Genomic DNA, 18,273 nt, shown 5'->3' on the forward strand with positions numbered 1-18,273 from the left:
CCGAACCCTCCTGGACGCCGTCTTCGGCACCGACGCGACCGGCGAGTCGGCAGCTGGAAGACCGTCTATGAACGGCATCGGCGCTGGTCGGCAGACGGCACGTGGGATCGGATCCTGCGTGCCGTCCAGGCCGACGCCGATCTCGCGGGCCGGATCGACTGGAGCATGGTCAGCGTCGATTCGACGTCCTGCCGGGCCCACCAGCACGCGGCGGGCGCCCGGAAGAAGAAGCCACGTGTCCCGAAAAAAGGACCACGCCCCGGCACCACCGCCCTGACGAAGGACTCGGACGGTCCCGGGGCGGCCTGACCTGCAAGATCCATCTCGCGGGTGAAGGCGGCTGCCGGCCGTTGGCGTTCCTGGTCACGCCGGGCCAGTGGGGCGACGCGCCGCAGATGATCGAGGTCCTCGAACGCGTCGGCGTTCCCCGACCGCAGGGCGGACGGCCACGCACCCGACCGGACCACCTCGGCGGCGACAAGGCATACAGCTCACGCCGCAATCGCCGCTACCTGCGAAGACGCCAGATCAAGCACACCATCCCCGAACCGAAGGACCAGCGGGCCAACCGCAAACGACGCGGCAGCAAGGGCGGCCGGCCCACCGGCTTCGACAGCGAGATCTACAAGCGCCGCAACGAGGTCGAGCGGGCGATCAACCGGCTCAAGAACTCCCGGGCTGTCGCCACCCGCTACGACAAGAGGGCCTACGTCTTCCACGGCACCGTCACCATCGCGGCGACCCGTCTATGGCTACGGCCGTGATCTGCCCGCACCCTTCAAACGCCTGAGGGATCGGCGTGGTCCGGGCTTCGGCGGACCGGCAGCATCTGACTGAGGACAATGAGGAGGAGTCCAGCAAACAGGAAGGCGTTTCCGCCGAAGAAGCGGACCTCCCACGAAACGCTCGGCAAGATTCGAAAGTAGAAGAGGCTCTGCAGAAGGGGGGATGTGCCCGTGAGCAGGGCACCGAGGCCGTGGAGCCGGGGCCTGGTGACGTGGCGGCGCGCCGTGGGCACGATCCACCCTGTCCGGAGCGTCACGGTTCCCAACACGATCGCCAGCAGCCCCAAGAACGCGCCCGTTCCTACTACCCATGCCATGGTGCCGCTCCGCTCCGACCGTTAAGAGGCCAGGAACGCGAGTCACGTCCGGCCCGAAGATGCCACATTGTCGCTGGACCTGGTGGTGCCTGACCATGCCGGTGCCAGGCAATCTCCGCGCTTCTCCACTGCACTCTGGGCGTTGGCTGATCAAGATCCGCCGGACAGGACCTAGACGCCAGGGGCCAGAGGCCAAAGGCCAGGGGCCAGAGGCTAGAGGTCAGAGCCCAGAGGCCAGGGGACAGGGGCTAAAGGCGTCCCGCTTCGACGATCCGGCTGAGGAAGCGGCGGGTCCGTTCGTGGACCGGGGTGCCGAAGACCTCCGCGGGGGTGCCGCGCTCCAGGACGATCCCGTTCTCCAGGAAGCAGACCTCGTCGGCGACCTCCCGGGCGAAGCCCATCTCGTGGGTGGCGATGACCATCGTCATGCCCTCCTCCTTGAGGTCCCGCACCACGTTCAGGACCTCGCCCACCAGCTCCGGGTCGAGCGCCGCCGTCACCTCGTCGAGGAGCAGCAGGCGCGGCCGGCTTGCGAGGGCGCGGGCGATGGCCACGCGCTGCTGCTGGCCGCCGCTGAGCCGGTCCGGGTACTCGCCCGCCTTCTCGCCGAGGCCCAGCCGGTCCAGGAGCTCCCTGGCCCGCTCCTCGGCCTCCCGGCGCCCGGCCCTGTGGACGCGGCGCGGGGCGAGGGTGATGTTGTCGAGCACGCTCATGTGCGGGAAGAGGTTGTACGCCTGGAAGACGACGCCGATCCGGCGCCGTACGGCATCGGCGTCCACGCGCGGGTCGGTGATCTCCTCGCCGTCCAGGAAGATGGCGCCGTCGTCGATCTCCTCCAGGAGGTTGGCGCAGCGCAGCAGCGTCGACTTGCCGGAGCCGGAGGCGCCGATGAGCACCGTGACGGAGTGCTGCGGGACCGCCAGGTCGACGTCGCGCAGGACGACGCTGCGGCCGTAGGTCTTGCGGACGGACTCCAGGCGGAGGACGGGCGTGTCCGTCATACCGTGCCTCCTTGCGACTGGCGCCGGTTCATCCGGGCCGTGACCCAGTCGGTGAAGCGGGTCATGGGGATGGTGAGCACGACGAAGACCAGGCCGGCGACGACGTACGGGGTGTAGTTGAAGGTCTTGCCGGCCAGGATCTGTGCCGCGTACACCGCGTCGACCGCGCCCGCGATGGAGACCAGGCCGGTGTCCTTCTGCAGCGACACCAGGTCGTTGAGCAGCGGCGGCACGACCCGCCGTACGGCCTGCGGCAGGACGACGAAGCGCATGGTCTGCGCGCCGGACAGGCCGAGCGAGCGGGCGGCGGCCCGCTGGCTGGGGTGGACGCTCTCGATGCCGGCCCGGAACACCTCGGCCATGTACGCCGAGTAGGTCAGCACGAGCGCGGTGCCGCCCAGCACCACCGGGTCGGTGGGGACGCCCTGGAGGCGCAGCGCGGGGACGCCGAAGATCACCGCGAGCAGGCAGATGATGAGCGGCAGGCCGCGGAAGAAGTCGACGTACGCGGTGGCGAGCGCCCGCAGCGGGAAGAACGCCGGGCCGCGCAGGGTGCGGGCGACCGCCAGCAGCAGGCCGACGACGAGGGTGACGGCGCCGCAGACGAGGAGCAGGCGGAGGTTGAGCCAGAGGCCGTCGAGCACCAGGGGCAGCGCCTGGCGCGCGTACTTCCAGCTGAAGAACGTCTCCTTGGTGCGCGGCCAGCCGGGGGAGTTGGTGACGATCAGGAAGAGCGCCGCCAGGGTGACGGCGGTGCTCAGGGCGGCGACGGCCGTCGCGCGGCGGGTGCGCGAGCGCTTGTAGCGCTCGCGCTCGATCCGCCGCGCGGACGGCCGGTACGCCTCGTCGTGCGTGTCTTCCTTGAGGACGGTCACTTGAGCACCGGGGCGCCCGCCGCGTCGGACAGCCACTGCTTCTCGATGGCGGCGAGGGTGCCGTCCTTGCGCAGGGCGTCGACGGCCCCGGACACGCAGACGGTCAGCGGGGAGCCCTTGTCGAGGACGAGGCCGAACTGCTCCTTGGCGCCGCCGGTGGTCTCGAACTGGCCGACCACCTTGGCCTCGGGGACCTCGGCGCCGGTGATGTAGAACGCGGTGGGCAGGTCGACGACGATCGCGTCCACCTGGCCGTTCCTGAGCGCGGCCTTGGCGAGGTCGTTCTTCTGGAAGACGGCGGGCTGCTCGGACGGCTTGATCAACTCGTTGATGACGTCGAGGCTGGTCGTGCCGACCTGCGCGCCGAGCTTGGCGCCCTTGAGGTCCGCGATGCTCGTCGCCTTGGCCGCCTTGGAGTTCTTCAGCGCGATGACGGTCTGGCGGACGTCGTAGTAACCGGATGACAGGTCGACGGCCTTGCGGCGGTCCTCGTTGACGGAGACCTGGTTGATGTCGAAGTCGAACGTCTTCGCGCCGGGCGCGAAGGCGTTGTTGAAGGCGACCTTCTGCCAGACGACGTCCCCCTTGGCGAAGCCGAGCTTCCGCGCGACGGCGTACGCGACGGCGGATTCGTAGCCCTTGCCGTTGGACGGGTCGTCGTCCTGGAACCAGGGCGCGTAGGCGGGCGTGTCGGTGCCGACGGTCAACTTCCCCTTCGCCTTGGTGGCGAGCGCGTCCGCCGCACAGGAGGCGGCCGACCCGGCGGGCCCGGACCCGGACGGGGCCGGGCCCGAGGCGGTGCCGGTGGCCTCCTGGGGCGCGCAGCCGGAGGCGGCGAGGGCGGCGAGAACGGCGGCCGCGGCGATGGCGGCGGAGCGAGAACGCATGGCCGGAGACTGACACCCCGTGAGGGATGTGTCCAGGTCACACCGTTGCCGTCTCGGATGCCGAAACCTTTGTGAGAACAGTGTTGCGGCACGCTGGGGAACGCCCTGCCATCATGGGTTTCATGACGGGGAGCGGGCGTTCGAGAGTGCTGATGTGGACCGGGGCCGGGCTCGGCGCGCTGGGGGCCGCGGCCCTGGTGGCGGTCGCCGTCGCGGACCTCGGCAAGGCCGACCAGATCGCGAGCGTGGTGGGCGCGGTGCTCGCGCTCGTGGGCGTGGGCCTGTCCCTCTGGGCGCGGCCTTCGGCGAGCGGCGCGGCGGGCGTGACGGCCTCCGGTGAGCGTTCCGTCGCCGCCGGCGGCAGCATCGGCGTCGCGGTGACCGGCAACGGCAACGGCAACGCCACGGCGCCGGGCGCCACCGCACCGACGCCGCCCCCGACCCCCGCTCCGGGCGCGCCCGCCGCGCCCGCCTCCCCCTCCGGTCCCGTGACCGCCTCCGGCGACCGCTCGGTGGCCGCCGGCGGGGACATCGGGAGCGTGTCGACGGGCGACGCGTGAGCGCGGACCGTACGGGTACGGGCGGCGGTGCCACGGGCGGCGGGAGCGGTCCGGCCGACGGCGTCCACGCCTCCGGCGACCGCGCGGTGGCCGCAGGCGGGAACATCGGATGGGTCTCGACGGGGGACCACGTCACCCGGATCGAGCGGGCGACCCTGTTGCCGCCGGACGCCCTGACCGCGGCCCCGGCCGCCCCGCGAGGACTGGTCAACGTGCCCCGGGGGCAGGCCCATTTCGTCGGCCGGCAGCGGGAGTTGGCGGTGCTCGACGAGGGCTTGGACATCGTCGTGATCTGCGGCCTCGGCGGTGTCGGCAAGTCCACGCTCGCCGCGCGCTGGGCCTCCGGGCAGGCCGCCGGCCGTGCGCTGGTCTGGTGGATCACCGCCGAGAGCCGCTCCGAGCTGGACGCCGGTCTCGTCGGCCTCGCCGCCGCCCAGCAGCCCGCGCTCATCGACGTACTGCCGCCGGAGGCCCTGCGCGAGCGGGCCCTGCAATGGCTGTCCGCGCACGACGACTGGCTGCTCGTCCTGGACGACGTCTCCGCGGCCGCCGACCTCGCGCCCCTGCTCGACCGTGTCCGCGGCGGGCGGATCCTGATCACGACCCGGCAGACGGGCGGCTGGTACGGGATCGCCCGGGTGCTCACCCTGGAGGTGCCGGACCGGGCCGAGTCCGTCGAGATGTTCACCCGGATCCTCACGCACACCGGGCCGCGCGACACCTCAGGGGCCCACCGGCTGTGCGCGACCCTCGGGCAGCTGCCGCTCGCGGTCGCGCAGGCGGCGGCGTACTGCGCGGAGACGGGCACGACACCCGTCGAGTACCTGGAACAACTCGGCACGTATCCAGGCGAGTTGTACGAGATCCCGGTCGAGGGCGGGGCCGAAGGCGGCCAGGCCGTCGCCTGGACCTGGCGGCTGACCCTGGACCGGCTCGTGGCCGCGGATCCGCTCACCGGGACCATCCTGCGGGTCCTCGCCTGGTGGGCGCCGGACCGGATCCCCCGCGCCCTCCTCGACCGGCTCGCCACGCCCTTCGCCGTACGGCGCGCGCTGGGCCGGCTCGCCTCGCACAGCATGCTCACCCTGCACGAGGACGGCGCGGTGTCGGTGCACCGTCTGGTGCAGGGGGTGGCCCGTACGCCGGACGGGAACGATCCGCACCGGCGGGCGGAGGACATCGCCGCGGCCCGGCTCCTCGCCGAGGAGGCCCTGGAGCAGGTCGCGCCGACCGAGGTGGCGGGCGTCTCGGAGTGGACCGCCTGGCGGGAGCTGTTCCCGCACGTCGAGGCGTACGCGCAGTACGCCGGCGCGGCGGCGGACACGGCACGGACGGCCGCGCTGATCGAACGGGCGGCGTGGTTCCTGATGGAGGGCGGGGACACGGGTCGCGCGGAGGTCTGGTTCGAGCGGGTGGTGACCTGCCGCGAGCGGGTGCTCGGGGCGGATCATCCGCAGACCGTCCTGGCCCGCGAAGGCGTCGCGCAGTGCTGGTCGCGCGAGGGGGACCTGGCGGCGTCGGCCCGGTACCAGCGGCAGGTCGTCGACGACCTCACCCGTCTTCTCGGCGAGGAGGCGGCAGAGACGCATCTCGCCCGGGGGCGGCTCGCGGTCACCCTGCGCCATCTCGGCGACAACGACCGCGCACTGGCCCTGCTCGAAGGCGCGCTCGCCGGTCTGGAACGGCTGCTGGGCCCCGTACACCGCGGCACCCTGCGGGTCCGCAGCGACCTGGGGGTCGCCTGTCAGGTCGCCGGGCGCCTTGAGCGGGCGATCGCCGAGCACGAGCGGACCCTCGCCGGCCGCACGGAGCTCCTGGGCTTCGCGCACCCCGACACCCTCATGTCCCGGCTCCATCTGGTGTGGCTCTACGACGCCGTGGGGCAGACGGAACGGGCGGCGTCCGAGTTCGCGGCGGTGGCGGACGACAGCCTGCGCTTCCTGGGCGACGACCACCCGTTCACGCTGCACCTCGGGCACCTCGGGCACGTCGGGCACGTCGGGCACGTCGGGCACGTGGGTCACGTCGGCCACGGCCACGTCGGCATGTGAGGCCGCCCACATCGGCGCGTACCTCCGGGACTCCCGGGCATGCGCTCTGCACGGGCGGCCCGGGCCTCCGGCGGTGATCACAAGCTGAGCGGGACATCTCAGGATGTGATATACCGTCGGCGATTCCGGGCCGCTCGTTAGACTGAGCCGACCGCAGTGCCAGCTGCGGCGAAGACTGAGCGAGGAGCGCACGTGGGCCTTGTCGTGCAGAAGTACGGAGGCTCCTCCGTTGCCGATGCCGAAGGCATCAAGCGCGTCGCCAAGCGGATCGTGGATGCCAAGAGGAACGGCCACCAAGTGGTCGTCGTGGTCTCCGCGATGGGCGACACGACGGACGAGTTGATCGATCTCGCCGAGCAGGTATCCCCGATCCCTGCCGGGCGTGAGTTCGACATGCTGCTGACCGCCGGAGAGCGGATCTCCATGGCCCTGCTGGCCATGGCGATCAAAAACCTGGGCCACGAGGCCCAGTCGTTCACGGGCAGCCAGGCCGGTGTCATCACCGACTCGGTCCACAACAAAGCGCGCATCATCGATGTCACGCCGGGCCGCATCCGCACCGCGCTGGACGAGGGCAACATCGCCATCGTCGCCGGTTTCCAGGGCGTGTCCGCGGACAAGAAGGACATCACCACGCTCGGCCGCGGCGGCTCCGACACGACCGCCGTCGCCCTGGCCGCGGCGCTCGACGCCGAGGTCTGCGAGATCTACACCGACGTCGACGGCGTGTTCACCGCCGACCCGCGTGTGGTGAAGAAGGCGAAGAAGATCGACTGGATCTCCTTCGAGGACATGCTGGAGCTCGCCGCCTCCGGCTCCAAGGTGCTGCTGCACCGGTGCGTCGAGTACGCACGCCGATACAACATCCCGATCCACGTCCGCTCGTCCTTCTCGGGGCTGCAGGGGACCTGGGTCAGCAACGAACCGCAAGGGGACCTGAAGGTGGAGCAGGCCATCATCTCGGGTGTCGCCCACGACACCTCCGAGGCGAAGATCACCGTCGTCGGCGTGCCGGACAAGCCGGGCGAGGCCGCGGCCATCTTCCGGGCCGTCGCGGACGCCGAGATCAACATCGACATGATCGTGCAGAACGTGTCCGCCGCCTCGACCGGGCTCACGGACATCTCCTTCACCCTCCCCAAGGCCGAGGGTCGCAAGGCCATCGACGCCCTGGAGAAGGCCAAGGGCTCGATCGGCTTCGACTCGCTCCGCTACGACGACCAGATCGGCAAGATCTCCCTCGTCGGCGCCGGAATGAAGACCAACCCGGGCGTCACCGCGGACTTCTTCCGCGCGCTGTCCGACGCGGGCGTCAACATCGAGCTGATCTCCACCTCCGAGATCCGCATCTCGGTCGTCACCCGCGCCGACGACGTCAACGAGGCCGTGCGCGCCGTCCACACCGCCTTCGGTCTGGACAGCGACTCGGATGAGGCCGTCGTCTACGGCGGCACCGGCCGGTGACATGCCGCAGCTAGGCGCCAAGCCGACGCTCGCGGTCGTGGGAGCGACCGGTGCCGTCGGCGCGGTGCTGCTCCAGATGCTCACGCACCACGCGGACGTCTGGGGCGAGATCCGACTCCTCGCCTCCCCGCGATCGGCCGGCCGCAAGCTGGCCGTGCGCGGGGAGGAGAGCGAGGTCCTCGCGCTGGGCGAGGAGACACTTCAGGGCGTCGACCTCGCCCTCTTCCTCGTGCCCGAGGCGGTCGCCGCGCAGTGGGCGCCGATCGCCGCCGCCAAGGGCGCGGTGGTCGTGGACACCTCAGCGGCGTTCCGGGCCGACCCCGACGTGCCGCTCGTGGTCCCCGAGATCAATCCCCATGCCGCACGGGTACGGCCGCGCGGCATCGTCGCGAGCCCCGGCTGCTCCACGCTGGCGCTGATCGTCGCCGTGGGCGCCCTGCACGCCGAGTTCGGGATCGCCGAGCTCGTCGTCACCGCCCAGCAGGCGGCGAGCGGCGCCGGAAAGGCGGGCGTGGCGGCGCTGCGCCACCAGATGGCCCTGGTGACCGGCGGCGAGCTCGGCGTCCATCCCGGAGACGTACGGCGGGCCGTCGGCGACCACACCGGGCCCTTCCCCGGGCCGGTCGCGCTCAACGTGCTGCCCTGGTCCGGGGCGCTCGCCGAGGACGGCTGGTCCTCGGAGGAGCTGCGCATCCGCGAGGAGACCCGCAAGATCCTGGACCTGCCCGGGCTGCGCGTCGCGGCCACCTGCGTCCGGGTCCCCGTGGTGAGCGGACACTCCGTCTCGGTGCACGCGCGCTTCGAGAGCCCCGTCACCGTCGACCGCGCCCACGAGATCCTGGCGACCTCGCCCGGCGTCGTGCTGTACGACGACCCCGCGACGGGCGACTTCCCGACGCCGGCCGACGTCGTGGGCACCGATCCGACGTGGGTGGGGCGGGTGCGGCGGTCGATGGACGACGAACGGGCGCTCGACTTCTTCGTGTGCGCGGACAACCTGCGCAAGGGGGCCGCGCTCAACGCCGTACAGATCGCGGAGCGGATCGCCGGAACGCTCAGCGCCTCGTAGGTGCGACGGCGGCACGAGCGTCCGGATTCCGGCACCGCGCGACCGCTCGACTTTGTAGGATCTGTGAACGCCTTGTGAGCAAATCGGCGTCAGTATCCTCTTGAACAGGTCAGATGTCCTGGACGACGATGCTCTTCCCTCCCCTCTGCAACCGGTGGTCGGGCGGGAGGCGTCTTCGCGTGCACCCATGACGGTGTGGACGGCTGCGCGGCGCGGAAACACGCTGTGAAAGCGGGGCATTGGGGGAGAACGGTACGCATGAGGACAAACGACGCACCGCCAAAAACGGTGCCGTACGCGTACAACCCTGACGGGGGGAAGCGTGTCCAACAGGCGTGGCAGAGGTACTCGACATCGCTGCGGTCATCCCGTTGCGCGGCGCAGTGGTGCGCCCGCTCCGGCGGCCGCGCCCGCCCGGCGGCATGCCGGTGATCGCGCCCATGCCCATCAGGACCCGACCGGCCGCCGTGAGCGGTATTTCCGCGCCCCGCGAGGGCGCTGACGACACGATGGCTGCCGGCACCACCATCGACCACCTCACCGAGACCTACCGGGCCCACTACCGGTCGCTGCTCGGTCTCGCCGCGCTCCTCCTCGACGACACGGCCTCCTGCGAGGACGTCGTGCAGGAGGCGTTCATCCGCGTCCACTCGGCGCGCAGCCGCGTGCGCGACCCCGAGAAGACCCTGGCCTACCTCCGCCAGACCGTCGTCAACCTCTCCCGCTCCGCCCTGCGCCGCCGCATCCTCGGGCTCAAGCTGCTCTCCAAGCCGATGCCGGACATGGCGAGCGCGGAGGAGGGCGCCTACGACCAGCTGGAGCGGGACGCGCTGATCAAGGCGATGCGCGGGCTCCAGCGGCGCCAGCGCGAGGTGCTGGTGCTGCGATACTTCGCGGACATGACCGAGGCGCAGGTCGCCGAGACCCTGGGGATCTCCCTGGGATCGGTGAAGGCGTACGGCTCGCGTGGCATCGCGGCCCTGCGCGTCGCCATGGAGGCGACCTCATGAGCGGGCCGCTGGACCGGGACGACCTGAGTGGACGCGGGATGGTGAACGAAGGGCCGGAGGCCGGTTCGGCCGACGAGCTGGCGCTGCGGCGACTGCTCCAGGGCGCGGTGTCCGGTCTCGAACCCTCCGACAACGCGCTGGAGCAGCTGCGCCGCGCCGTGCCCGTACGGCGCGCCCGCAAGCGACAGGCGGTCGTCGGCATCGCCGCCGCCGTCGTCCTCGTCGGCACGGCCGTGCCGGCGTTCGTGCACGTCGCCAACTCGGGCGGGATCGCCGCCGACAACCCCGTGAACGCGGGCCACGGCGAGCAGGCCCAGGGCGGCACCGGCACCGAGACCGGCATCGAGGGCGGCCAGAAGGGCTCCACCGCGCCCGCCGGGACCGCTGCCCCGAGCCAGGGCGAGGCCGCGGGCGCGGGCCGGCCGACCGCCCCGGTGCCCGGCACGCAGGGCGGCGGCTCCGGCGGCGAGGCCGGCACCAAGTCCGACGCCCCGGTGCCCTCGCCGACCTGCGAGGCCGGCCAGCTGGGCGTCAGCTCGGTCCAGGCGGGCGCGCCCGACTCCGCGGGGAAGGTCTACGGGACCTTCCGCATCGCCAATGTCTCCGGCCGCGACTGCACCCTCGGTGGCGCAGGTCAGGTCGGCTTCGAGGCGCGGGGCGCGGCCGACAAGGCGAAGATCACGGTCGTCTCGCACACGGCGGGGGACGCGGCGAGCGGTCTGCCCGACCCCTCGCAGGAGTCGCCCGCGCTGCTGCTGACCCCGGACAACGCCTACGAGGTGCGGTTCGCCTGGGTCCCCAGCGAGACCTGCCCCACCACGACGGGACCGACGCCGACCCCCACCCCCAGCACGTCCTCCGGCGGCGGCTCGGCCTCGGGCGGCACCACCGCCGGCGGCTCGGCCGGCACGGGCACCGACGGCAGCAACGCGGCCTCCGCCCAGCTCCTGGCGGACGGCGCCCAGGCCGACGGCAGCGTCGCCGTGACGCACACGGCGGACCCGGGCGGCCCGGTCGCGGAGGCGACCATCCCCAACGCGTGCGCGGGCACGATCTACCGGACCGGGGTCCTGGACGCGTCCTGAGAGGATGCCCGCGAGGGGCGGAAGGGCCTACCGCCAGAGGAGACCTACAACCCGAGCGGGCCCAGAAGCCGACCGGGCCCAGAAGCCGACCGGGCCTAGAAGCCGACCGGGCCTAGAAGCCCATCGGGCCCAGAAGCCGACCGGGCCTACAGCCCCAGGGCCGCGTCCCGGGAGGCCTCCGCCTCGCGGCGCACCAGCCGGAACCACATGAAGACCACGAAGCCGGCGAACACGAACCACTCGGCCGTGTAGCCCAGGTTCTGGAAGGCCTTCATGTCCAGGCTCGTGCCCGCGGCCGCGGCCGCCGGCACCGGCGTGAGCCCGGCCGGGGAGTCCGTGAGGGTGACCCAGGCGTCGTACACGTCGTCCGAGACCACGTTCACCAGGGACGCGGCGCTGATCATGCCCAGCTGCCCCTCGGGCAGCCCGCCGGCCGTGCGCACGCCCTTGCTGCCCGGGTTCTCCGAGGCCTGCAGCGCGCCCACGACCGTGACCTCGCCGGACGGCGGGGCCGGCGCCGTGGCGCCGGTGGGCAGCCAGCCACGGACCACCGGCAGCGCCTTGCCGCCGTCCGTCTTCAGAAGCGTCAGGACGTACGCGCCGGAGCGGCCGTCCAGGGCGCGGTCGGGGACCAGGAACTGCTCCCCGTACCGTCCGCTGGCGGAGGCGATACGGCCCGAGGTCTCCTGGTCCACGGGCAGCAGCGCGTCCAGCGGCTCGGTGCGCACGGTCGCCGGGTCGGGCCGCTGCTCCGCCTTCTGGTGGGAGTCGACGCGGTCCTCGAACTTGCCCAGCTGCCAGGTCCCCATGAACACGCAGAACGGGATCGCCAGCAGGACGAAGATGTTGATCCCCCACCAGCGGGGCGTTCTCAGGAACCGGTACACACCCCCACGGTACGCAAGCGGACTCAGCCCTCCGTCGGCCGGGTCCCCCGCGTCCCCAGGTGTCTGGCCGCGAAGTCCAGGTCCAGGGCGACCTGCTTGATCCGCTCCTCCACGACCAGCGAGCCGTGCCCCGCGTCGTACCGGTACACCTCGTGCACCGCGCCCCGGGCGGCCAGCCGGTCCACGTAGTTGTCGATCTGGCGGATCGGGCATCGCGGGTCGTTGACGCCCGCCGAGATGTGCACCGGAGCCTTCACCGCGTCCACGTACGTCAGCGGCGAGGAGGCCGCGAACCGCTCCGGCACCTCCTCCGGCGAGCCGCCGAGCAGCGTGCGGTCCAGCGCCTTCAGGGCCTCCATCTCGTCCTCGTACGCCGTCACGTAGTCGGCGACGGGCACCGCGGCCAGGCCCACGGCCCAGGCGTCCGGCTGGGTGCCGAGGCCGAGCAGGGTGAGATAGCCGCCCCAGGAGCCGCCCGCCAGGACCAGCTTCTCCGGGTCGGCCAGGCCGCTCGCCACCGCCCACTCGCGGACCGCGGTGATGTCCTCCAGCTCGATCAGGCCGACCCGGTGCTTGAGCGCGTCCGTCCACTCCCGGCCGTAGCCGGTCGAGCCGCGGTAGTTCACCCGCACGACCGCGTAGCCGTGGTCGACCCACGCCGCCGGGCCCGAGGCGAACGCGTCGCTGTCGTGCCACGTCGGGCCGCCGTGCACCTCGAACACGGTCGGGAACGGCCCCTCACCCTTCGCCGGGCGCTGCACGAGCGCGTGCACCCGGCCCCCCGGGCCCTGGACCCACACGTCCTCCACCGGCACCGACGGCGGCGCCTTGGGGCCCGGAGGGTCGAGGACGACCGAGCCGTTCGTGGACCGCACCACCGGCGGCTCGGCGGCCGACGACCACAGGAACTCCACCGAGCCGTCGGGCCGGGCCGTCGCGCTCGACACCGAGCCGGCCGGGGTGTCCACCCGGACCAGGGCGCCGGTGGCGATCTCGTACCGCCACAGCTCGCTGCGCGCCTCGAAGCTGTGCACGATCAGCAGCCCCGAGCCGTCCGGATACCACTCGGCCTCCACGTCGCCCGGCAGGTCGAGGCGCAGATCGGTCTCGGCGCCCGTCGCCGGGTCCCACAGCATCGGCTCCCAGCGGCCCCGCCGCTGGTGCCCGACGAGCAGCCGGGTGTCCCCGGCGACCGGCGCGAAGCCGAGGACGCTCAGACCCAGCTCCTCCGTGCCGCCCTTGGTGTCGTCGAGCTCGGCCAGCACGGAGGCGTCGGCGGCGCGCAGCACCCGGATCGCCGAGTGCATCGCGTCCCCGTGCTCGGTGTGCTCGATCGCGACCAGGCTCTCGTCGTAGGACAGGTCGCCGACACCGGCCGACTCCCGGTGCCGGTAGATCTCCACCGGCTCGGCCCCGCCCGCGCGCAGCAGATGCACGGTCGAGCCCTCCTCGTCCGTGGACCTGCCCACCACCACCGTGCCCTTCCGGCCGATGGCGAGCCCCGCCGGATAGGAGGCGGCGAGCCCGGGCACGGCCGGCTCGTCCGCGCCCCCGGCCGCGCCGTCGGCGACATCGAAGGGCTGGCGCATCCACACCCCGAACTCGTCGCCGTCGGTGTCCGCGAACCACCACACCCACCGGCCGTCCGGGGACAGCGTGCCGTCCGTCGTCCCGTTCGGCCGGTCGGTGACCTGCCGCTGCTCGCCGGTGGCCCGGTCCCACGCGTACAGCTCGTACGTCCCCGTCGCGTTCGACACGAACAGCGAGCGGTCCGGGGCCTCCTCGGCCCACTCGGGCAGCGAGACCCGCGGCGCGCGGAACCGCTGCTCCCAGACGGGGAGGTCCTTCACCTCGATGTCCCGCACGCCGACGTCCTCGGCGTCCCTGTCCTGGCCCTTGCTGCTCTCAGTCATGCAGCCATCATGCTCCGCGCCGCCGACAAACCGTTCGCGGTGTCCGCAAGCTGTGGATAACCTCCCTGGCATGTACGCACCGACCCCTGACGACTGGTACGCGGCCAACCGCGCCCGCTGGGACGAGCGGGTACCGATCCACGTCGCGAGCGACTTCTACGACCTCGACGCCTTCCGCGCCGGAAAGGAGGCCATGCGCGACTTCGAGCTCGCCGAGGTCGGCGACGTCACCGGGCGCTCCCTGCTGCATCTCCAGTGCCACATCGGCCTGGACACCCTGTCCTGGGCCCGGCACGGCGCCTCGCGCGTGGTCGGCCTGGACTTCTCCGAGCCGGCCGTCGAGACGGCCCGCCAGCTCGCCGCCGACCTCGGTCTGACTCCCGAGCAGGCCGCGTTCGTCGCCGCCGACGCGTACGACGCGGCCGAGGCCGTGCCGGACTCCTCCTACGACATCGTCTACACCGGCGGCGGGGCACTGTGCTGGCTCCCCGACCTCGACCGCTGGGCCGAGACGGCCGCCTCGCTGGTCGCACCGGGCGGCTTCCTGTACGTCGCCGAGTTCCATCCCATCGCCGACTCGTTCGACGACGAGAGCGCGATCCGGCTGGTCAACGACTACTTCGTGCGCGACCCGTGGGTGGACACCTCGCCGGGCACGTACGCGGACCTGGACGCCCCCACCGAACACAACCGCAGCGTCGAGTGGGTGCACCCGGTCGGCGAGGTCGTGACGGCGATCGCGAAGGCGGGCCTGCGCATCGAGTTCCTGCACGAGCACGACGCGACGCTGTTCCCCCGCTTCGACGCGCTCACGCGGCACGAGGACGGCTACTACCGCTTCGCGGCTGACCATCCCCGCATCCCCCTGATGTACTCGATCAAGGCGTCGAAGGCGGCGAAGGCTCCGAAGGGGGCGTGATCCTGACGACGGCTCTCCGGCCGCCGGGGGCAGGCCGGTTGCCGGTGGCGCCGCCTACGATGACGGCATGTTCGCCTACGTCGTGGCCGCCGTCTTCCTGTTGTTGTTCGGCGCGGGCGTGCTGCGCGACCGCCGTCGGTTCGGCAACGCGGTCTACCTCGGACTCGCCGTCACCTTCCTCGGCCTCGGCCTGCTCGCCGGGCTCGACGACGCCCCACCCGGCGTCGCCGTGACGGCGACGGTCGCCGTGCTCCTGCTGCTCGGCCTCGGCCCGGTCGTCCTGGCCGGGCTGCTGTGCGCGAACGGCGTGAAGATGGTCCGCAAGGAGGGCCGGCGCCCCGCCAACCTGCTCTCGCTGCTCGCGGGCCTGGGCATGTTCGGCGTGATGGCCCTGATGGTCGCCGCGGTCGTCACCCACTCGACGGCGCTCGGCATAGTCGTCGGCACGCTCCTCATGGTGCTCGGTTACGTCTCCTTCCTCTTCGTCTGCTTCATCGGCTACGCCTTCCTCTACGGCAGGATGCGCATCCGCCGCGACGCCGACTACGTCGTCGTCCTCGGCTCGGGCCTGATCGGCGGCCGTCGCGTACCGCCCCTGCTCGCCAGCCGCCTGGAGCGGGGCCGGCAGGTGTACGAGACGCTCGCCCGGCGCCGCGAGGTGCCCGCGCTGCCGCTGCTGATCACCTCCGGCGGGCAGGGCCCGGACGAGGAGCTGCCCGAGTCGCACGCCATGGCGGACTACCTGGTGGAGCGGGGCTTCCCGGCGGACCGGATCGTGCGCGAGGACCGCTCGCGGACGACCGAGGAGAACATGCTCTTCAGTAAGGACCTGATGGAGCAGGGGCGGCCCGGCGCCGAGTGCGTGATCGTCACCAACAACTTCCACGCCTTCCGGGCCGCCCTGATGGCCCGGAAGGCCGGGGTGAACGGTCAGGTGGTGGGCTCGCCGACCGCCGCGTACTTCTGGCCGAGCGCGACCATCCGCGAGTTCGCGGCGGTCTTCCTCCAGTACAAGGCGGTCAACCTGGGGATCTGCGCGGCCCTGGTCCTGATGGGCGCCATGGCCTGGGCGGTCGCCTGAGGCTGCGCGGACTCCTCGTGCTCGTCCTACGCTGGAGGCAGCGGAAAGCCGCTCCGGAGCCCGGGAAGGGCGGAGGCGCGTCATGAGAGCACGGCACCACTTCCACATCGACTACCGGGGCCACTCGATCAGCGCCACCGTCCAGACCGGCCACCATCCGGTCGTCGAGATCCTGGTGGACGGCAAGGAGACGGGCTACGCGACGACCCGGGACGACCGCCCGGTCATGGTCCACGTCGAGCTGCCGACCGACCCGCCCACACCGGTGATCGTCCGCGCGACCCCGGGCCCGGGCGTGCCCCGCTGTCTGCTGCTCGGCCCGGAGGAGCTGGACGGCCATGTGATGGCCCCGCGCGTCTATTGACACCATCGACACCATCGACACCATCGACGGCATGGACGCCATGGACGCCATGGATGCATGGACGCAATGGACCAGGTCAGCGGAGCCAGGCCATCCCGATCAGCAGGAAGACGACGAAGGCGATGGCGCCGGCGACGGCCGCCGTCCTGCGGGGACGGCGGCGCGAGATCGCGGCGAGCGGATTCCCGGCGGACTGCTGGGCACGACGCCCGGCGCGCGGGGAGGCCGCGCCGCCGTGCGTCCGTACGGGCATGGCCTGCGGTCGTACGGGCGCGGCCTGAGAGGCGCCGGCCAGGGCCCCGCCGTGCACAGCACCAGGCCCGGGCCCGGGCCCACCGTGCCGGGTGCCGGTCGCACCCTGCCGGGCCGCGTGCCCACCCGGCGGAGCGGCGGACACACCCTGCCGGGCCGCGGGTGCGGCCTGCGGCGGCAGCGGCATCGGCTGGTCCCGCCACGCTCCTGAGGTGAACCAGTCGGCGATGGCCTGCGCCGCGGGCCGTTGCTCCGGCTGCTTGGCCAGCAGCGTCAGCAGGAAGGCCTCGAACGCCGCCGGCATGGCGACGCCCAGCTGCCGAGGCGGCGCCGGCGGGGTGTCGATGTGCTGGTACAGCAGGGCCGTCGCCGTGTCGCCCCGGAACGGCGGGCGCCCGGTGAGCAGTTGGTAGAGCACGCACCCGAGCGAGTACACGTCGGACGCGGGTGACGCGGACTGTCCGAGGGCCCGTTCGGGCGCGAGGTAGAGCCCGGTGCCGACGATCTGTCCGGTGGTGGTGAGCGCCGCTGACGGGTCGTCGACGAAGCGCGCGATGCCGAAGTCGGCGAGTTTCACGGTCCCGTCGGCGTCCTTGAGCAGGTTCCCCGGCTTGATGTCCCGGTGCACGACACCCTGCCGGTGCGCGGCCGCGAGCCCGGCGGCGGCGTGCGCGGCGACGGTCGCGACCTGCTCGGCGGGCAGCGCGGCCGCCTGGCCGCGCTCGCCGGCGAGGCTCTCGCCCTGCACCAACTCCATGACGAGGTAGAGCTTTCCGTCCCACGTACCGAAGTCGAAGACCCCCACCACATGAGGGTGACTCAGCCGGGCCGCGGTCTGCGCCTCGAGTCGGAACCGGTCGGCGGCCGAAGGGTCGTGCTCGTGACCCAGCATCAACTTCACGGCCACGTCCCGCCCGAGCACCTCGTCGGTGGCCTGCCACACCTCACCCATGCCGCCACGCCCGACACACATGTGGAGCCGATATCGGTCCGCGACCAGCACCTGAAGACCCACCCTTCCCTTGGACGCCTCATCGTAGAGCTGCCCACCCAAGCCCCTCGCCGCCGGGCGGCCACAGGTTGTCGAGGACCTCGGCCGTGGCGATCTCGCACATGCCTGCCTGGTCGCGTGAATGAGCGGGCCTCCCCCGGGCAGTCGCCTGAAGAGGAGCCCGCATGTGAAGGGGGTGCGGTCATGAACGCCAGCGAGCAGACCGGCCGGACCGACCGGACCCGGCGCGTGGTCGTCGGAGTGGACGGCTCTCCGTCCTCACACGAGGCACTGTGGTGGGCAGCCCGGCACGCCCGCCTGATCGGCGCGACGTTGGAAGCGTGGGGGGCCTACGACGTACCCGGAGCAGCGGGCGGGTCCGCGCCGCCCGTCGACGCCGCCTTCGACGCGCAACACGCCAGACAGGCACTCCTGGACGAGGTACGGACCGTGCTCGCCCAGACCGGCGAGGTGCCCCTGGAGGAGCACGTCGCCCGGGGAAACCCGGCCAAGGTCCTCACCGAGGCTTCGGAGGGTGCAGACGTGCTGGTCGTGGGCAGCCGGGGCCGAGGAGGCTTCGCGAGCCTCCTGCTGGGCTCGGTCAGCCAGCAGTGCGCCCTGCACGCCTCGTGCCCGGTCGTCATCGTCCGCCCGGGCACCGCTGACCCGGGGCCGCCGGCGGAGAGCTGACGTCTCCAAGGGGTCGTCCCACGCGGGGGTCGTCCCACGCGCAAGGAGTCGTCCACGCGCAACCAGCGAACA

16 protein-coding genes and 1 pseudogene are annotated in these 18,273 nt (G+C 72.4%); 11 read left to right on the plus strand and 6 right to left on the minus strand.

Going from position 1 to position 18,273, the window contains the following annotated elements; translation table 11 throughout:
- Positions 1-42 precede the first annotated feature (42 nt).
- Positions 43-764, plus strand: a pseudogene (locus tag ACIGEZ_RS07735) (IS5 family transposase); the annotation flags it as partial.
- A gap of 586 nt (positions 765-1,350) precedes the next feature.
- On the opposite strand, the gene ACIGEZ_RS07740 reads toward ACIGEZ_RS07735, so the two are convergent.
- From ACIGEZ_RS07740 to ACIGEZ_RS07750, 3 genes are read right to left on the minus strand one after another with little or no spacing between them, the layout of a single operon-like run.
- The gene (locus tag ACIGEZ_RS07740; RefSeq protein ID WP_399827093.1) at positions 1,351-2,103 is read right to left on the minus strand and encodes an amino acid ABC transporter ATP-binding protein; all 753 of its coding nucleotides are present in this window, start codon (positions 2,101-2,103) and stop codon (positions 1,351-1,353) included.
- Positions 2,100-2,978, minus strand: coding sequence for an amino acid ABC transporter permease (locus ACIGEZ_RS07745; protein ID WP_399827096.1), 879 nt, complete (start codon positions 2,976-2,978; stop codon positions 2,100-2,102). Before ACIGEZ_RS07745 ends, ACIGEZ_RS07740 begins: the two co-directional genes overlap by 4 nt.
- Complete coding sequence (locus ACIGEZ_RS07750) at positions 2,975-3,865, minus strand: ABC transporter substrate-binding protein (protein WP_399827098.1); 891 nt, start codon at positions 3,863-3,865, stop codon at positions 2,975-2,977. Before ACIGEZ_RS07750 ends, ACIGEZ_RS07745 begins: the two co-directional genes overlap by 4 nt.
- 122 nt (positions 3,866-3,987) lie before the next feature.
- On the opposite strand from ACIGEZ_RS07750, the gene ACIGEZ_RS07755 reads away from it, so the two are divergent.
- The 6 genes from ACIGEZ_RS07755 (at position 3,988) to ACIGEZ_RS07780 (ending at position 11,104) form a co-directional block, all read left to right on the plus strand.
- Positions 3,988-4,425, plus strand: coding sequence for a hypothetical protein (locus tag ACIGEZ_RS07755; protein ID WP_399827100.1), 438 nt, complete (start codon positions 3,988-3,990; stop codon positions 4,423-4,425).
- On the plus strand, positions 4,422-6,476 hold the full coding sequence (locus ACIGEZ_RS07760; protein ID WP_399827101.1) for a tetratricopeptide repeat protein: 2,055 nt from the start codon (positions 4,422-4,424) through the stop codon (positions 6,474-6,476). Before ACIGEZ_RS07755 ends, ACIGEZ_RS07760 begins: the two co-directional genes overlap by 4 nt.
- A 192-nt stretch (positions 6,477-6,668) precedes the next feature.
- Entirely contained in the window at positions 6,669-7,940 is a 1,272-nt protein-coding gene (locus ACIGEZ_RS07765; RefSeq protein ID WP_399827104.1) for an aspartate kinase, read from the plus strand.
- A gap of 1 nt (position 7,941) precedes the next feature.
- Positions 7,942-9,009 carry an aspartate-semialdehyde dehydrogenase gene (locus tag ACIGEZ_RS07770; RefSeq protein WP_399827106.1) on the plus strand — a complete coding sequence of 356 codons (1,068 nt, stop codon included), beginning with the start codon at positions 7,942-7,944 and terminating at the stop codon, positions 9,007-9,009.
- A 335-nt stretch (positions 9,010-9,344) separates the two neighbouring features.
- Entirely contained in the window at positions 9,345-10,019 is a 675-nt protein-coding gene (locus ACIGEZ_RS07775; protein ID WP_399827109.1) for a SigE family RNA polymerase sigma factor, read from the plus strand.
- The gene (locus ACIGEZ_RS07780; protein ID WP_399827112.1) at positions 10,016-11,104 is read left to right on the plus strand and encodes a hypothetical protein; all 1,089 of its coding nucleotides are present in this window, start codon (positions 10,016-10,018) and stop codon (positions 11,102-11,104) included. Before ACIGEZ_RS07775 ends, ACIGEZ_RS07780 begins: the two co-directional genes overlap by 4 nt.
- 146 nt (positions 11,105-11,250) lie before the next feature.
- Here the strand turns inward: ACIGEZ_RS07780 and ACIGEZ_RS07785 are convergent, their stop codons facing one another.
- Together ACIGEZ_RS07785 and ACIGEZ_RS07790 are read right to left on the minus strand one after the other, a co-directional pair.
- On the minus strand, positions 11,251-11,991 hold the full coding sequence (locus ACIGEZ_RS07785) for an SURF1 family protein (RefSeq protein ID WP_399827114.1): 741 nt from the start codon (positions 11,989-11,991) through the stop codon (positions 11,251-11,253).
- A 23-nt stretch (positions 11,992-12,014) separates the two neighbouring features.
- On the minus strand, positions 12,015-13,904 hold the full coding sequence (locus ACIGEZ_RS07790; protein ID WP_399827117.1) for a prolyl oligopeptidase family serine peptidase: 1,890 nt from the start codon (positions 13,902-13,904) through the stop codon (positions 12,015-12,017).
- Positions 13,905-13,974: 70 nt separating this feature from the next.
- Between ACIGEZ_RS07790 and ACIGEZ_RS07795 the strand changes: the two genes are divergently transcribed.
- The 3 genes from ACIGEZ_RS07795 to ACIGEZ_RS07805 all read left to right on the plus strand — a co-directional run bounded on the left by ACIGEZ_RS07795 (position 13,975) and on the right by ACIGEZ_RS07805 (position 16,268).
- Positions 13,975-14,823, plus strand: a complete 849-nt coding sequence (locus tag ACIGEZ_RS07795) for a class I SAM-dependent methyltransferase (RefSeq protein ID WP_399827119.1) — start codon at positions 13,975-13,977, stop codon at positions 14,821-14,823.
- 67 nt (positions 14,824-14,890) lie between these two features.
- On the plus strand, positions 14,891-15,904 hold the full coding sequence (locus ACIGEZ_RS07800) for a YdcF family protein (protein WP_399827122.1): 1,014 nt from the start codon (positions 14,891-14,893) through the stop codon (positions 15,902-15,904).
- A gap of 82 nt (positions 15,905-15,986) precedes the next feature.
- A complete protein-coding gene (locus ACIGEZ_RS07805) occupies positions 15,987-16,268 on the plus strand; it encodes a hypothetical protein (RefSeq protein WP_399827124.1) in 282 nt (93 codons plus the stop codon).
- Between the two features lie 76 nt (positions 16,269-16,344).
- Here ACIGEZ_RS07805 and ACIGEZ_RS07810 read toward each other — a convergent pair whose 3' ends face one another.
- The gene (locus ACIGEZ_RS07810) at positions 16,345-17,493 is read right to left on the minus strand and encodes a serine/threonine-protein kinase (RefSeq protein ID WP_399827126.1); all 1,149 of its coding nucleotides are present in this window, start codon (positions 17,491-17,493) and stop codon (positions 16,345-16,347) included.
- Between the two features lie 222 nt (positions 17,494-17,715).
- Between ACIGEZ_RS07810 and ACIGEZ_RS07815 the strand changes: the two genes are divergently transcribed.
- Positions 17,716-18,201, plus strand: coding sequence for a universal stress protein (locus ACIGEZ_RS07815; RefSeq protein ID WP_399827128.1), 486 nt, complete (start codon positions 17,716-17,718; stop codon positions 18,199-18,201).
- The last annotated feature ends 72 nt before the right edge of the window (positions 18,202-18,273 follow it).

The sequence above is a fragment of the Streptomyces sp. NPDC085481 genome, assembly GCF_044541845.1.
GTDB lineage: Bacteria > Actinomycetota > Actinomycetes > Streptomycetales > Streptomycetaceae > Streptomyces.

Excerpts from the sequence above, each read along its gene's own strand:
- ACIGEZ_RS07815 (WP_399827128.1), top strand. The coding sequence starts at position 17,716 with ATGAACGCCAGCGAGCAGACCGGCCGGACCGACCGGACCCGGCGCGTG.
- ACIGEZ_RS07740 (WP_399827093.1), bottom strand. The coding sequence starts at position 2,103 with ATGACGGACACGCCCGTCCTCCGCCTGGAGTCCGTCCGCAAGACCTAC.
- ACIGEZ_RS07790 (WP_399827117.1), bottom strand. The coding sequence starts at position 13,904 with ATGACTGAGAGCAGCAAGGGCCAGGACAGGGACGCCGAGGACGTCGGC.
- ACIGEZ_RS07780 (WP_399827112.1), top strand. The coding sequence starts at position 10,016 with ATGAGCGGGCCGCTGGACCGGGACGACCTGAGTGGACGCGGGATGGTG.
- ACIGEZ_RS07755 (WP_399827100.1), top strand. The coding sequence starts at position 3,988 with ATGACGGGGAGCGGGCGTTCGAGAGTGCTGATGTGGACCGGGGCCGGG.
- ACIGEZ_RS07750 (WP_399827098.1), bottom strand. The coding sequence starts at position 3,865 with ATGCGTTCTCGCTCCGCCGCCATCGCCGCGGCCGCCGTTCTCGCCGCC.
- ACIGEZ_RS07770 (WP_399827106.1), top strand. The coding sequence starts at position 7,942 with ATGCCGCAGCTAGGCGCCAAGCCGACGCTCGCGGTCGTGGGAGCGACC.
- ACIGEZ_RS07795 (WP_399827119.1), top strand. The coding sequence starts at position 13,975 with ATGTACGCACCGACCCCTGACGACTGGTACGCGGCCAACCGCGCCCGC.
- ACIGEZ_RS07805 (WP_399827124.1), top strand. The coding sequence starts at position 15,987 with ATGAGAGCACGGCACCACTTCCACATCGACTACCGGGGCCACTCGATC.
- ACIGEZ_RS07800 (WP_399827122.1), top strand. The coding sequence starts at position 14,891 with ATGTTCGCCTACGTCGTGGCCGCCGTCTTCCTGTTGTTGTTCGGCGCG.
- ACIGEZ_RS07810 (WP_399827126.1), bottom strand. The coding sequence starts at position 17,493 with ATGTGTGTCGGGCGTGGCGGCATGGGTGAGGTGTGGCAGGCCACCGAC.